The following is a 14,370-nucleotide window of genomic DNA, read 5'->3' on the forward strand; positions in this document are numbered from 1 at the left end:
TGATTTAGATTTACCGAATTGGTCACGTTATAGCGATAATATCTTGTTTAACCAATATGATAGCAATCTTCCATTAGCTTACGATAACTGGTACTGGCAAGATTGGCAGTCTTACTATACAGATAACCGTTTTCCAACCTCTTTGGCACCGTTAACAGTTCTAAAACAACAAGCCTTTGCTTTAAGCTATGGCGATATCCAAAGTCTGGATAAAAGCACGTTTTATGATGATAATCTGAATTGGAACTCGAATGCCAACCAAAGTGACACTGGTTATTACAGTACTTTGTTAGACTTTACAGCTATTGATGCCAACTACCCTTACTTTTGGCTTCGGTCGGCCGGCTACGACTTTTATGCTGCGGGCGCGGTCCTCAGTGGCAGCTTCTTCAACGGTGATGTGAACTACGGCCTGCCGGTTCGTCCCGCTTTAGCAATCCAATTAAGTTAACAATCTAGCATCTATCATCTCATATCTCACTGCCGAAAAGGCAGTGGGGGCAAGCATTTGAATCAGATGTTTTGCCAAAATAAAGTAACTCTCTTATTCGTTTGAGCAAGAAAGTTTAAAGTCTGGAATCAATCGGACTAGGGCGTAAAAGTGAGAGGAATTTGGAGAAGCGAAATCAAAAAAAGACAATTAAGCAGTCGTATTAATATCTTGAAGAGGAGAGAAAGTTGGGGTTAAAAACACACCATCCGGGTGATAGCCCACTTAAGGTACTGACGTATGGCAATGATCTGATGAGCTATGTCTTACGCGTTACACAAAATTCACCCAAACAATATCGTTTCACCTTTATTACTCGGTTACAAAATTTGACCATGGACGTTGTTGAGCTGATGCTCTTAGCCAACAATATCTATGTCACTAAGGCGAATATCACAACCACCGCTGAAAAACGTCTGAGCTATCAGCACCAGGCGTTAAGTAAGCTCCAAGCACTCAACTACTTTAGTATGGAGGCACAAAAATATCAGGCGATAACCTTTAAACACGCTACACAAATTAATAAGCAAGGAATCATCTGTATTCAGTATTTACAAGCTTGGATTAAAAGTGATCGAAGTCGCTATCAGAAAATTTATGCCTCCCTATCATGATTCTTTTGAAACGGTCACACATTGACACTAGGCGGACATCGTCGCGAGTTTTTGGATTCGGTCGGCCGGCAACAACTATTATAATGCGGGCGCGGTCAACAATGGCAACTTCAACAACAACAATAATGTGAACAACAGCTTGCCGGTTCGTCCCGATTGACCTTATAATGTGGAACAAAACGAGGCGCATGGTGTATTCAAATCGTTTTGTCAGAGTCAAGGTAAAGGAATGTGTGTGAAGTCTGTCTTTTCCTACGTTTAGGGAGACAATAGGGCAAGACAGACTTCGTCCGACAGATTGCAAAATCTGTAAAAAATAGTGGGCTGATATCTTTACGCACATGTGAATGTGTTTAAAGGCATCCGGTGTGAAATCTATACCCAGTCTACAAAATGCTATCGAATTCCCTGGGAACAAGTGCCGTCGAAAGCACTTGTTTCATACTGATATAGTGATACTCAAATACCTAAAAAAGAAAACATTTTGGGCTGATTTTCGCCATTTTGTCGATTAACTGATGGCATCTTTGTTACCTTTATCCATCGCTTGGAAGCGATGCTTTCAATTATCTTTGCGCTTTAGCATTGGCACTTTTCGCTTTAGCGCATTACGTGCCATGCGATATACAGTAGACTTGATTTTTGAAAAAAATCTTAGTCGCTGGATTACCACTTAGCCGTTGAATAACTGACAAAAATCATCTCAAAAATCGTGTTCCTTTTTTAGATACCTTAGTATAATCATGCTAAAATGGCTTAGCAATGGAGAAAAATGAATTTTGAACAGCTTACCTCTTTATCTGCTCTATATCAAGCACATTTAAGGGCACGTAAAGGACAACGTCATAAAGGTGAAGTCATTCGTTATGACTTGCACGCCATGGAAAATTTGATCAAACTTCAAAAGAAACTTGAAACAGGTAGACTAAAGCGGATAAAGTACTATCATTTTAAGGTTTATGACCCAAAAGTGAGAGACATCTATGCGACGAACTATGAAACGCGTGTTTTATTACATGGTATCTGTGATGAAATTTTAGAGCCTCTCGTCAGCAAGCGTCTGATTTATGATAATGCTGCTTGTCAGAAAGGCAAAGGGACACATTTTGCCCTCAAACGTTTCACACATTTTATGGTTCAGCATTATAAAAGACATGGTCAATCAGGGTATATCCTAAAATGTGACATTCATAAATACTTTGACTCTATCAATCATGCGGTGCTCAAGAAAAAACTGACACGTGTTATTAAAGATAGACGTATTCTAGCGCTTTTAGATATGATTATTGACAGTTATCATACGGTAGGAAAGGAAGGAGTGGGTCTTCCTTTGGGAAATCAGACCAGTCAATGGTTTGCTATTTTTTATCTTGATTGGCTAGATCGCTTCTTAAAAGAAGAGAAACGCCTACTTCATTATAGTCGCTATATGGATGACTTTGTCATGATACATCAGAGCAAACAAGTTTTAAGACAGGTTTGGTCAGAAATCAAGCAGGAACTAGAAAAAGAAAAATTAACCTTAAATCCCAAAACACAACTCACCAAACTTTCAAATGGTGTGACATATTTAGGATTTCGTTTTTCCCTGAGTGAGACAGGAAAAGTCATTCGTCGATTAAGAGGACAGTCAAAAATCCGAATGAATAAACGAGTTAAACAGGTTTTAAGAGACTATGAAAGTGGTACTATCAAATTTGAGCAGCTTCAAAGTACTTTGATGAGCTATCAGGGGCATCTCAAGTACGGGACGACCTATCGTTTACGACAGAAAAATAGGCGACTTTGTTGGCGTTTAGGGAAAAATAAAAGTATGGATAGGTAATAGATGTACACCAGTCACTAATTGAAGTGACTGGTTTTTTATACAAGTTGGAACAAGAAGTTGTACGCGATATACTCAGTCAGGCTAATTTTGAAATCTTGGCTAACTTCGGCATATGGCATCAAAAACCCCACATTGACAGCCTTTCAAAGGCTATCAATGTGGGGCGTAGACATGATGAAAGCTTATAGGTCGATTTCAAGCAAGATAGGGGTGTGGTCTTGTCTGGCACCGGAGTCAATCATGTCAGATGCACTGATATGCTCAGCAATACGATCTGAGGTGATGAAATAGTCAATCCGCCACCCTGCGTTGTTGATTTTACTTGTTTTAGAGCGTTGTGCCCACCAAGAATAAACATTTGGGATTTGTCCATGGACATGTCGGAAAGTATCCGTAAATCCTGCTGCTAGTAAATTTGTAAAACCTTGACGTTCTTCATCTGTAAAACCAGGTGAATTGCGATTATTATTAGGATGTGCCAAGTCAATTTCGAAGTGAGCGACATTATAGTCACCTGTCGCAATGACTGGTTTTTTTGCGTCAAGTTCAAGGAGGTAATCTCGGTATTTCTCATCCCAAATTTGGCGTTCTGCTAGGCGTTTCAAGCCATCACCTGCATTGGGCGTATAGACTTGGGTCAGGTAGAAATTATCAAATTCTAAGGAAATAATGCGACCTTCACTGTCCATTGTCGAAGGCGCACCGATTTCTGGCGTTTCAATGGTGACAGACAACTCTTGTTTGTAGAGAAACATTGTCCCAGCATAGCCTTTGCGAGCAGGCTCAACGGATGAACGCCATGCGATGGCATAACCAGGGAACCGCTCAGCTAGGATTTTTAAGTGCTTTTTGGTTGGGCCTTTGGCAGATAGTTTGGTTTCTTGAAGGGCGATGACATCTGCGTTCAGGTCTGCGAGGTTTGTTAGGACAGCTTGCGAGAGTTGGGCACGTGGGGAATCGCTGGTCAAGGCAGCGTTTAGGGAATCAATATTCCAAGAGATAAATTTCATTTTCATAGGTTTTATTATACCAGAAATCTGGTGTATTTAAGGGGAAAAGCCCTTGATCACAATAGGAATCGCTAAAAACAGCAAATGGCTTGTTGTTCTTTTCTAATCTTTAAGATTTATTGTTTAGGTATTTGAGTATAGTATCTCTCATTTACTGTTCTTTGTAGTCAATATCCGTATCGACTATGAGACAGGCGACTTAAAGTAAAGGAGGGGATTACTTAATATCTATTATTCCAGAAAGCTGAACCACCAGTCAAGGATTTGCTTCAGTATTATTTGCTATACTTGTTGCAGTTTGTCCCCAGTTTACCTAAATTGTTCTTGTTTTTTATTAACGTATAAGGCATTTCCGTAGTATTTCCCACCTTCAATTGCTATCATCTCATCTTCTGAACGTGTTGAAATCTTATCAAGTGCTACGATGTTGTCCAATGAATTTTCGTTTGTCATAGTATTCCTCCTGATGACTTTGTTAGATTGTATTTCTGGCAATCTAAGAGAAGATGATTGGTTTCATCTTATTGAATAGCCATTCTAAAGTCGGCCAACTCTATAAATTAAGTTTAGCAAAATTTTGTGATCTGTAAATCAACATTCTGTTGACTTGGTTTGCTATATAGTGCGTCAAAATCCTTATATTATAAGGTATCCGGCTCATGATTTGAAACAAACTAGCTTGTGTTAACATTTTGTTGACTAACAGCTCATTACAAAAAATTGCAGTAATGCTATTACATCAAAATATGGTATAATAGTAATGATTACGGCGTCTCATCTGACGTCTTGAAAGAGGACTATACATTGACTGACACTAATGCAACGACTTCAAAAGAAACTTTTTATATTACCACACCAATTTACTATCCTTCTGGTAAATTACATATCGGTAATTCTTATACAACGATTGCTTGTGACGTGCTGGCACGTTACAAACGTTTAATGGATTTTGACGTTTTTTATTTGACCGGAACAGATGAGCATGGTCTGAAAATCGAACAAAAAGCGAATGAACTCGGTATCTCACCTCAAACCTATGTTGATGGCATGGCTGCTGACATAAAGAAATTGTGGGCAACGCTTGATATTTCTTACGATAAATTTATTCGGACAACAGATGATTACCACGAAAAAGCCATTGCAGATATGTTTGAACGTTTGATTGCGCAAGACGACATCTATCTTGGTGAATATGATGGTTGGTATTCTGTTTCTGATGAAGAGTATTTCACTGAATCTCAACTTGCTGAAGTTTATCGTGATGAAAATGGGGTGATGATTGGCGGTAAAGCGCCAAGTGGACATGAAGTTGAGCGTGTTAAAGAAGAATCTTATTTCTTCCGGATGAGTAAGTATGCTGACCGTTTGTTGGCTTACTATGAATCGCATCCTGACTTCATCCAACCCGAATCACGTAAAAATGAAATGATTAACAACTTCATCAAACCAGGTTTAGAAGACTTGTCATTGTCACGAACAACTTTCACTTGGGGTGTGCCAGTTAAATCAAATCCTAAACACGTCGTTTATGTTTGGTTTGATGCGCTTGCCAACTATATCACAGCACTTGGCTATGGTAGCGATGATACGACGAATTTCGACAAATTCTGGCCAGCCAATGTTCATATGGTTGGTAAAGAAATCGTTCGTTTCCACACCATCTATTGGCCAATTATGCTGATGGCACTTGGTTTGCCATTGCCTAAGCAAGTTTTCGGACACGGTTGGTTGCTCATGAAAGATGGCAAAATGTCTAAATCTAAGGGCAATGTCGTTTATCCAGAAATGTTAGTAGAGCGTTACGGTCTCGATGCTTTACGTTATTATCTCATGCGTGCTGTACCGTTTGGTAGTGATGGTATTTTCACACCGGAAGATTTTGTTAACCGTGTCAATTATGACTTGGCAAATGACCTAGGGAATCTCCTTAATCGGACGGTTGCCATGATTAATAAATATCAAGCGGGTCAAATCCAGACACCAGAAACACAGACAGCCTTTGACGGTAAACTGCAATCAGTGATTGAAACAGCTATTGAGAACTACCATACCTCAATGAATAAGATGGAGTTCAATGTTGCGCTCAATGAAATCTGGACGATTATTTCACGTTCTAATAAATATATTGATGAGACAACACCTTGGATTTTAGCTAAAGATGAGAGCAAATCAGCTGAGTTAAATAGTGTTATGTATCACTTAGCTGAAAGTTTACGCATCGTTGCTGTCTTGTTACAACCTTTCATGCGCACAACATCTCAAGCTATTTTTGGACAACTCGGTCTTGACTCAGCAGAATCACAATTAACAAATTTAGCTTTTGGTTATGAATTTGTTGCACCAGTTGTCAGCAAAGGTGAGCCAATCTTCCCACGTTTAGATGCGGAAGAAGAAGTTGCTTATATTAAAGCACAAATGCAAGCAACATCTTCAGCAGTTGAAACAACTGAATTCGACCCAACAGAAACGACTTTAGTCTCTGATAAAAAAGCCATTAAATTTGATGATTTTGAAAAAATTGAAATTAAAGTAGCAGAAGTCATCGCTGTTGAAAAAGTTGAAGGCTCTGACAAACTCTTAAAATTCGAATTGGATGCGGGCGATGAAGGTCACCGTCAAATCTTGTCTGGTATTGCAAAATTCTATCCAAATCCTGAAGAATTGGTCGGTCTGAAATTGCAAATTGTTGCGAATTTGAAACCGCGTAAGATGATGGGCTTGCTGTCACAAGGGATGATTTTATCAGCTGAATCAGATGATCAATTGACATTATTGACAGTTTCACCAGAAGTTGCTAACGGTAGTGTTGTAGGTTAAAAATGGCGATAACTACTGAAATCTGTGAGTTGCTGATTCTGGTCATGAATATCGTAGCCGTTTTGGTCTTGATTTGTGGCGTCGTCAAGGCAACAGTCAAATTTATCAAAAATGAGGTGAGTCATGCTGATAAGGCGAGTGTTTTGCGCACAATCAAAAATGACCTTGGGGCTTACGTTTTATTCTCCTTAGAAGTTTTGATTGCAGCAGATATCGTTGAAAGTATTATTAAACCAACTTTTGAGGACATTGGTAAACTTGCAGCTTTGGTCGTGATTCGCACAGTCATTTCTTATTTTTTAGGTAAGGAAATTGATCAGGAAACAGAAAAGAATTGATAAGAAGGAATAAGGAGGAGACTCCTTATTTTGGTATTTCACAAGATGATAAGAGAATTGAAACGGGGTGAGTCCCTACCGTGGACACTATTATTAAACGCTGACCCAGATCGTGCGATTGTCGAGGCTTATATGTCAAAGTCTCGTGTGTTTGTTGCTGAAAATGGTGAGCAGGCTATATTAGGCGTGTTAGTGCTGATGCCATTGTCAGAAAACCATCACTATGAAATTATGAATGTGTCTGTTGATCCAGCCCACTTTAGGCAAGGTATCGGCAGAGCCTTGATGACTGATGCGCTTACGACTATTCAATCACGTGACGCTCAAGCTGTGATTTGGATAAGAACGGGAGACTTGACGGTCGATGCGATTGGTTTATATGAATCCGTCGGATTTGAAATTGTTGACGTGATTAAGGATTATTTTGTGACGCATTATGCTGAGCCGATTTATGAGAGCGGTGAGCTATTGCGCAATCAAGTGGTGATGAGGCTAGGATAATGACTTTATATGATGACGTGAAAGCTCACTATTTTAATGTGCCGATGACGGGTGATATTCTTGAAGATGTCAAGCGCGTTTGTACTGCAAATCAAGCGACACATGCCTATTTGTGGCGGCATTTATTAAATGTTGCTAATGAGGCGAAAAAGCTTGCAAAACGGTTTGATTTGGATGAGGATGCGATGGCTCAATTCTTTATCAATTATTTATATCATAGTGATTTATTGGTGATGCCTCCATGGTTAATCGAGGCGCATGATTTTTATGAGGACAGGGTCTTAAGATAAATTCAGAATATCATGATTAGGTCTGATTGGTGAGAAAGTGCGAAAATCGGTACTTTTTGGTATAATGGAGACAATGGAAACTTTACAAGAAAAATTAAGAGCGTTTCAGATTAGTTTTGATAAGCCTGAGCTATTAGAAGAAGCTTTTACACATAAATCTTATTATTTTGAGCATAAAAATTCGAGTGTCTTTCATAATGAACGCTTAGAATTTTTAGGGGATGCAGCGCTAGGGTTTATCGTTGTTGAATATCTCTACAAAGCCTATCCGCATGAGCGTGAGGGTATTTTAACTGAAAAGAAAATTTCAATCGTTCGCAGGGAGTCTCTTGCGGACTTTTCGCGTAAACTAGGGTTTGATCAGTATTTGAAACTCGGGAATGGTGAAGAAAAAGGTGGTGGTCGTGAAAATGATGCCAATCTGGAAAATTTATTTGAGGCTTTTCTAGGTGCCTTATTGATGGATAAAGATTTGGCTGCAGTTAAAAAATTTATTTATGATGTGATGATTCCTGAGATTGAAAATGGGTCTTATGATAAAGTCACGGACTATAAATCTGCCTTACAAGAGATTTTTTATACAGCAGGCCAAATTGATAAAAACAATAAAATTCCACTTGAATATATCGTCGTTGGGAAAAGTGGTCCGGTGCATGCGCCTGTTTTTGAGGTGGATGTGGTATTTGAGGGACGCGCTATTGGTCGCGGCAAAGGAAAATCTAAGAAAATTGCGGAGCAAGATGCGGCACGTTCAGCTTTCTTAAAACAGAAAAATCAACAAAAGGGTAACTAGGCATGTATTTGAAACAAATCGAAATGGTCGGTTTTAAATCTTTTGCTGATCGGACAAAAATTACTTTTGATACGGGTGTGACAGCGATTGTCGGGCCAAATGGTTCGGGTAAGTCAAATGTTACCGAGAGTTTACGTTGGGCATTGGGCGAGCAGTCTGCTAAAAGTCTCCGTGGCGCTAAAATGCCAGATATTATTTTTGCAGGCACGCAAAAACGCCGTGCGCTCAACTATGCAGAAGTCATTGTCACCTTTGATAATGCCGACAGTTATCTACCAAGTGAGGCAACAGTTGTCATTACACGTCGGCTATATCGTAATGGTGATAGCGAGTTTTTGATTAACGGCAAAAAAGTCCGATTGAAAGATGTTCATGAATTGTTCACGGATACCGGTCTTGGTCGTGATAGCTTTTCAATCATTTCCCAAGGGAAGATAGAGTCGATTTTTAACAGCAAACCAGAAGAACGTCGCGCCATTTTTGAAGAAGCCGCGGGTGTTTTAAAGTACAAAAATCGTAAGAAAGAAACAGAATCTAAATTATCAGCGACACAAGAAAACATGGACCGCTTAGACGATATTATCTATGAGTTAGATGGTCAGCTAACGCCCTTGCGTGCGCAACGTGATGTCGCACTTAAATTCCGTGAATTCGATGAGAAACGTGCGACACTTGAAATATCTGTTTTAGTCGCACAAATCATTGCTGAAAAAGTTAGCTATGAAAGTGCGCAAGCGCAATTTAAAGAAGTGCAGCAGACCTTAGCTCAGCTTGATGCAGCACAGGAAGTCTTTGAGCGAGATGTGCTTAAATTAAAACAACAACGTTCAGCTGTTGAATCAGAACAAGAAAAATTACAGACTGAGATTTTACAATTCACAACAGCAAAGTCTGATTTTCAGTCCAAAATTGATATTTTTCACAGTCAAGCTCAGATGTCCCAAAAGTCTGCGGCAGAACGTGAGGCACGCATCGCAAATCTCACAAATAAAGTAGCTGAGATTTCTGAAAACCTGACAAGTTTAACGGATAAACTTGAAAAAAAACAAGTCTTAAAAGATGATTTGGAAATGCAGATTCAAACTCTACAAGGTAAATTAAATAATTTTTCTGAAAATCCAGATGATGTCATTGAGCGTTTGCGAGCGGCATTTGTGGACTTAGTAAACCAAGAAGCTCAGCTCTCTAATGCCATTACCAAAAACACATCAGAGTTAGATAATATCAGAGCGAATGCTGCCAGCAAGTCTGATGAAAATCAAGCATTATCTGAAAAATATGATAGCTTAAAAGTAGAGTTAGCGGCAACAAACCAACGCTCGGAAACCCTGAAACTAGAGTTAGACCAGCTTTTAAGCCAGTACAGTACAGCAGATACGCAATTCAAAAAGTTAGAAGCAGATATTAGTCAGACACAGAATCATTTGTTTTCGGCTATGGATGAGCTGAATAAAGGTAAGGCACGTTTAACGAGTCTGGAAAATATCCGGGCTAGTCATGCTAATTTCTATCAAGGTGTTAAAGCCGTCTTACAAGCCTCTGATAAGTTGCCGGGGATAATTGGTGCAGTGGCTGATTTGGTGAGTTTTGATAAGCAGTATGCCACGGCTATGGATATTGCGTTGGCAGGGGGCGCTCAAAATATTATCGTTTCAGATGAGCAATCCGCGAAATCAGCCATTAATTTCCTAAGAGCACAACGCTTAGGACGTGCGACCTTCCTACCCTTGACGACAATTAAACCGCGTCATTTTGGCAAAACGAATCAGGTTGCCAATATGCCAGGTTTCATTGATACAGCAGAAAACTTAGTCACCTATGATGAAAAAATTGCACCAGCAATTTCAAATTTATTAGGGAGTATTCTTATTGTTGATACGAATGATCATGCGACAAAAATTGCCCGTGCATTGAATTTTACAGTCCGGATCGTTGCCCTAGATGGCACAGAAATTAGACCTGGTGGATCTTTCTCAGGTGGTGCAAATAAGAAAAACTCGACGACTTTTACCAATGTCGAAATTGATGATTTGACACAAAAAGTTGCAGCTTTGGACCAGACTGTTCGCGGTTTTGAAAAAGACTTACAAGACTTACAACATCAAAAAACAGCCTTGACCACGACTTTAGCCGACTTACGTCAAAAAGGTGAAGCAGCAAGGTTAGAAAGTCAAGAATACAGCTTAAAAGCGCAAGCACTCTTGGAAAGTAAGCAAGATTTAGAAAGTCGTTTGGCCTTATCCAATGCGTCTGATGAGCAATCCCTTATTGACAAGCTTACGCTTGAAAATGACGCGCATCAGTCTGCTCTTGCTACGATTCAAGATAAGAAAACACAGATTAACACCGATATTTCCGAAGTGAAAAGTAGTCAATCACAAGTCAAAGCACTGACGGAGAACTTGCGTCGAGAGTTGCAAGATAGTCAACTGAAATTTTCTGAAATCACATCCGATGTTCGGCATACGACAGGTGAAATCAAACGGTTAACTGTTGAGAAAGGCACATTGGACGCTGAGGTTGAAGCCTTAACCAGACAAAATGAGACCAATGCATCAGATTTAAATGATGAGACGCGTCTCAAAAGTTTGACATCTAATCTCACCCAAGTTGCGGACAAACTAGAGGCAGCTAATATGAAACTCGTCAGTCTACGTTTCGAGCGCGAAGATTTGACTGCCCAAATCGAAGATTTGGATGATGTAAATGCGGTGAATATTAAGCAACGTCAAGACCAATTAGCTCAGAAAACAAGACTGGAATTGTCACTTGAAACGTCTGAAAACAAATTGAGAAGTCGTCAAAACAAACTGGTTAATGACTATCAAATGAGTTTTGATGCTGCGCAGAAACAAGCAGAAGACTTAGTTAGTCTGCCAGAAAGTGAACGTCAGTTGCAAGCCTTAGAAGTGCAAATCAGAAAACTCGGGCCAATTAATCTAGGAGCAATTGAACAATTTGATGAAGTTAATGAACGCCGTGAGTTTCTCAATACGCAAAAAGAAGATTTGCTTAAAGCCAAGGATTTGCTGGAAACAACAATCAGTGATATGGATGACGAGGTAAAGGTTCGCTTTAAATCAACTTTCGAGGCAATCAGAGAATCGTTTCAAAAGACTTTCACGCAAATGTTTGGTGGTGGTCAGGCTGACCTGATTTTAACGTCTGAGAATTTATTAGATGCTGGGATTGAGATTGCTGTTCAGCCACCCGGTAAAAAACTTGCCAGTCTCAACCTCATGAGTGGGGGCGAAAAATCCCTAACGGCGCTTGCCTTGCTGTTCGCCATTATACGTGTTCGGACAGTACCATTCGTCGTCCTTGACGAAGTTGAGGCTGCGTTAGATGAGGCGAATGTTAAACGTTTTGGAGATTATATGACGCGTTTCGATGAAAGCAGTCAGTTTATCGTTGTGACCCACAGAAAAGGGACAATGAAGGCGGCTAAAGCGATGTATGGTGTAACCATGCAGGAAGGTGGCGTCTCGAAGATTGTTTCAGTTAAGCTAAAAGATTTTGTGGCAACAGATAAATAATAAAAATAAGAAAGAGGCCCTTTAAAATGTCAAAAATAAAATTGTTAGCACTAGATTTAGATGGGACCTTATTAACGCACGACAAGCAGATTTCTGCTGAAAATAGAGTTGCCATTAAACAAGCACAAGCAGCAGGTGTTCATGTCGTGATTACAACTGGTCGACCATTAAAAGCGATTGAGCATATTTTGACTGAGCTAGATTTACTCGTGGCATCAGAATACTCGATTACCTTTAACGGTGGCTTGGTTCAGCGTAATAACGGGGAGATTTTGTCGAAGAAAACTTTTTCTTATGATGATTTAGTAGAGATTCACGAGGTACTTGCGCAACTTGACTTGCCACTTGATGTCATTTCTGAGGGTATCGCTTATGAAACTAACCCTAACTCACTTTACCAGAGTTTCAGTCCTTTTCTCGATTTTTTCGAAGGGCCATTTGATATGATACCTCGGGATATTATCTTTAATAAGGCTGTCAGCGCGATTAATGCGGACTTTCTGGACCAACAAATTCCTCAAATTCCAGTCGCTTTAAAGGAAAAGTATGAGATTTTCAAGTCTCGGGATATTCTGCTAGAAATCATGCCTAAGGGCGTGGTTAAGTCTTTCGGTCTTGACAAGCTAACAACCATTTTAGGTATTGATCAAACGGCTGTTATGGCAATGGGAGATGAGGAAAACGATTTGGCTATGCTAGAATGGGCAGGGCTTGGTATTGCGATGAAGAATGCAACCCCTGAAGTTAAAGCATTGGCAGATGTTGTCGCACCAGTTACAAATGATGAACATGGCGTTGCTTGGGCAATTCAGACTTATATATTGGAGGATTAAATGGGCTTATTTGATAAAATTTTTGGTAAAAAAGTTGCAGAACAGATTGAAGAAAATGCATCAGCAGATATTTTCAAATTTGATTTAACAGAAAAAGAAGCAACAACCGATGCTGAGACTGCACCAGAATCCAAGTCTGTAATTGTCAGTGAACCAATATCTGAAATTGAAATTGAACCTAAATCAGTATCAGAAAAAGAAATTGAAACGATAGAAGTTGTCGCAGAAACGGCTGATGTCAAAGTTGAGGCTGAACTCAAGCCTGAAATTGAGCCTGAAACGCCAAAACAAATCGAGGAGAAATACGAAAAATCATTGAAAAAAACGAGCAAGTCATTTGGCGCCCGTTTTAATGAATTTTTAGCGAATTTTCGTTCTGTTGACGAAGCATTCTTCGAAGATTTAGAAGATACGCTCATTATGAGTGATGTTGGTGTTGATGTGGCAACACAGCTGACAGATGATTTGCGGCGAGAAGTTAAACTTCAAAATGCCAAGTCAAAAGACGATGTGAAACGTGTCATCATTGAAAAAATGGTCGATAATTTTGGAGAGTCTGGTCTGAATACACGGCTCAATCTTCAGGATGGTCTAACTGTGATGTTATTTGTTGGGGTCAACGGTGTAGGGAAAACAACAACGATTGGTAAACTGGCGAACCGTTACAAGCATGAAGGTAAAAAAGTCTTGCTTGCGGCAGCTGATACTTTCCGTGCTGGGGCCAGAGACCAATTGGTCGAATGGGCACGTCGTAGTGGTGTTGATGTTGTTGTTGGTAAAGAAAACTCTGACCCAGCGTCTGTTGTTTTTGATGCGGTCAAACGTGCTAATACTGAACAATTTGATGTTTTACTGATTGATACAGCTGGTCGTTTACAAAATAAAGATAACTTGATGAAAGAACTTGAAAAAATGGGTAAAATCATCAAGCGTGAGTTACCAGATGCGCCACATGAAACCTTGTTAGCCCTAGACGCAACAACAGGTCAAAATGCGATTTCTCAAGCTAAGGAATTTTCAAACGTCACACCATTGACTGGCATTGTCTTAACAAAACTTGACGGTTCAGCAAAAGGTGGGATCATCTTAACGATTCAACAAATTTTACAAATTCCTGTTAAATTAGTCGGACTTGGTGAGGGGATACAAGACTTGGAAGACTTTGATGAGGCACTATTTGTCAAAGGGATTTTCCAAGACCTTATTTAGCCTGGTATTATCAGGAGCATTTACAAAACACTTGAAAAATAGTAAAATGGGAGAGTATCCTATAGTGGGATAGTGTTCAAATTATTCTAGTTCATACCTATTAGCCATGGT

13 protein-coding genes are annotated in these 14,370 nt (G+C 39.7%); 11 read left to right on the top strand and 2 right to left on the bottom strand.

Annotation, left to right across the window (positions count from 1 at the left end; translation table 11 throughout):
* The 3 genes from RR45_RS11170 to RR45_RS04350 all read left to right on the top strand — a co-directional run.
* On the top strand, nucleotides 1-451 hold a 451-nt coding region (locus tag RR45_RS11170; protein WP_179295324.1), incomplete at its 5' end, for a hypothetical protein.
* Nucleotides 452-678: 227 nt separating this feature from the next.
* Nucleotides 679-1,104 carry a four helix bundle protein gene (locus RR45_RS04345; RefSeq protein ID WP_031365218.1) on the top strand — a complete coding sequence of 142 codons (426 nt, stop codon included), beginning with the start codon at nucleotides 679-681 and terminating at the stop codon, nucleotides 1,102-1,104.
* A 772-nt stretch (nucleotides 1,105-1,876) separates the two neighbouring features.
* Nucleotides 1,877-2,929, top strand: a complete 1,053-nt coding sequence (locus RR45_RS04350; RefSeq protein ID WP_072353479.1) for an RNA-directed DNA polymerase — start codon at nucleotides 1,877-1,879, stop codon at nucleotides 2,927-2,929.
* 185 nt (nucleotides 2,930-3,114) lie between these two features.
* Here the strand turns inward: RR45_RS04350 and RR45_RS04355 are convergent, their stop codons facing one another.
* Nucleotides 3,115-3,942 carry an exodeoxyribonuclease III gene (locus tag RR45_RS04355; RefSeq protein ID WP_031365220.1) on the bottom strand — a complete coding sequence of 276 codons (828 nt, stop codon included), beginning with the start codon at nucleotides 3,940-3,942 and terminating at the stop codon, nucleotides 3,115-3,117.
* A gap of 309 nt (nucleotides 3,943-4,251) precedes the next feature.
* Entirely contained in the window at nucleotides 4,252-4,395 is a 144-nt protein-coding gene (locus RR45_RS11175) for a hypothetical protein (protein ID WP_167362564.1), read from the bottom strand.
* Nucleotides 4,396-4,746: 351 nt separating this feature from the next.
* Between RR45_RS11175 and metG the strand changes: the two genes are divergently transcribed.
* The 8 genes from metG to ftsY all read left to right on the top strand — a co-directional run bounded on the left by metG (nucleotide 4,747) and on the right by ftsY (nucleotide 14,259).
* A complete protein-coding gene (metG, locus tag RR45_RS04360) occupies nucleotides 4,747-6,759 on the top strand; it encodes a methionine--tRNA ligase (RefSeq protein WP_031365221.1) in 2,013 nt (670 codons plus the stop codon).
* Nucleotides 6,760-6,761: 2 nt separating this feature from the next.
* Nucleotides 6,762-7,097: a DUF1622 domain-containing protein gene (locus RR45_RS04365; protein ID WP_031365222.1), complete on the top strand. Its 336-nt coding sequence runs from the start codon at nucleotides 6,762-6,764 to the stop codon at nucleotides 7,095-7,097.
* A gap of 45 nt (nucleotides 7,098-7,142) precedes the next feature.
* A complete protein-coding gene (locus tag RR45_RS04370; RefSeq protein ID WP_031365223.1) occupies nucleotides 7,143-7,598 on the top strand; it encodes a GNAT family N-acetyltransferase in 456 nt (151 codons plus the stop codon).
* A complete protein-coding gene (locus RR45_RS04375; protein ID WP_031365224.1) occupies nucleotides 7,598-7,888 on the top strand; it encodes a hypothetical protein in 291 nt (96 codons plus the stop codon). The genes RR45_RS04370 and RR45_RS04375 overlap by 1 nt, the downstream gene beginning before the upstream one ends.
* A gap of 73 nt (nucleotides 7,889-7,961) precedes the next feature.
* Entirely contained in the window at nucleotides 7,962-8,681 is a 720-nt protein-coding gene (rnc, locus tag RR45_RS04380) for a ribonuclease III (protein WP_072353480.1), read from the top strand.
* Nucleotides 8,682-8,683: 2 nt separating this feature from the next.
* Complete coding sequence (gene smc, locus RR45_RS04385) at nucleotides 8,684-12,217, top strand: chromosome segregation protein SMC (protein ID WP_031365226.1); 3,534 nt, start codon at nucleotides 8,684-8,686, stop codon at nucleotides 12,215-12,217.
* 26 nt (nucleotides 12,218-12,243) lie between these two features.
* Nucleotides 12,244-13,050 carry a Cof-type HAD-IIB family hydrolase gene (locus tag RR45_RS04390; protein WP_031365227.1) on the top strand — a complete coding sequence of 269 codons (807 nt, stop codon included), beginning with the start codon at nucleotides 12,244-12,246 and terminating at the stop codon, nucleotides 13,048-13,050.
* A complete protein-coding gene (gene ftsY, locus RR45_RS04395; protein WP_031365228.1) occupies nucleotides 13,051-14,259 on the top strand; it encodes a signal recognition particle-docking protein FtsY in 1,209 nt (402 codons plus the stop codon).
* Nucleotides 14,260-14,370: the final 111 nt, after the last annotated feature.

Source organism: Pseudolactococcus chungangensis CAU 28 = DSM 22330, assembly GCF_002441885.1.
GTDB classification, from domain to species: Bacteria; Bacillota; Bacilli; order Lactobacillales; family Streptococcaceae; genus Pseudolactococcus; species Pseudolactococcus chungangensis.

Bases quoted from the DNA above. Each gene is read 5' to 3' on its own strand.
- RR45_RS04375 (WP_031365224.1), top strand. From the start codon at position 7,598: ATGACTTTATATGATGACGTGAAAGCTCACTATTTTAATGTGCCGATG.
- RR45_RS11175 (WP_167362564.1), bottom strand. From the start codon at position 4,395: ATGACAAACGAAAATTCATTGGACAACATCGTAGCACTTGATAAGATT.
- ftsY (WP_031365228.1), top strand. From the start codon at position 13,051: ATGGGCTTATTTGATAAAATTTTTGGTAAAAAAGTTGCAGAACAGATT.
- RR45_RS04370 (WP_031365223.1), top strand. From the start codon at position 7,143: ATGATAAGAGAATTGAAACGGGGTGAGTCCCTACCGTGGACACTATTA.
- RR45_RS04350 (WP_072353479.1), top strand. From the start codon at position 1,877: ATGAATTTTGAACAGCTTACCTCTTTATCTGCTCTATATCAAGCACAT.
- smc (WP_031365226.1), top strand. From the start codon at position 8,684: ATGTATTTGAAACAAATCGAAATGGTCGGTTTTAAATCTTTTGCTGAT.
- RR45_RS04365 (WP_031365222.1), top strand. From the start codon at position 6,762: ATGGCGATAACTACTGAAATCTGTGAGTTGCTGATTCTGGTCATGAAT.
- RR45_RS04355 (WP_031365220.1), bottom strand. From the start codon at position 3,942: ATGAAATTTATCTCTTGGAATATTGATTCCCTAAACGCTGCCTTGACC.
- RR45_RS04390 (WP_031365227.1), top strand. From the start codon at position 12,244: ATGTCAAAAATAAAATTGTTAGCACTAGATTTAGATGGGACCTTATTA.
- rnc (WP_072353480.1), top strand. From the start codon at position 7,962: ATGGAAACTTTACAAGAAAAATTAAGAGCGTTTCAGATTAGTTTTGAT.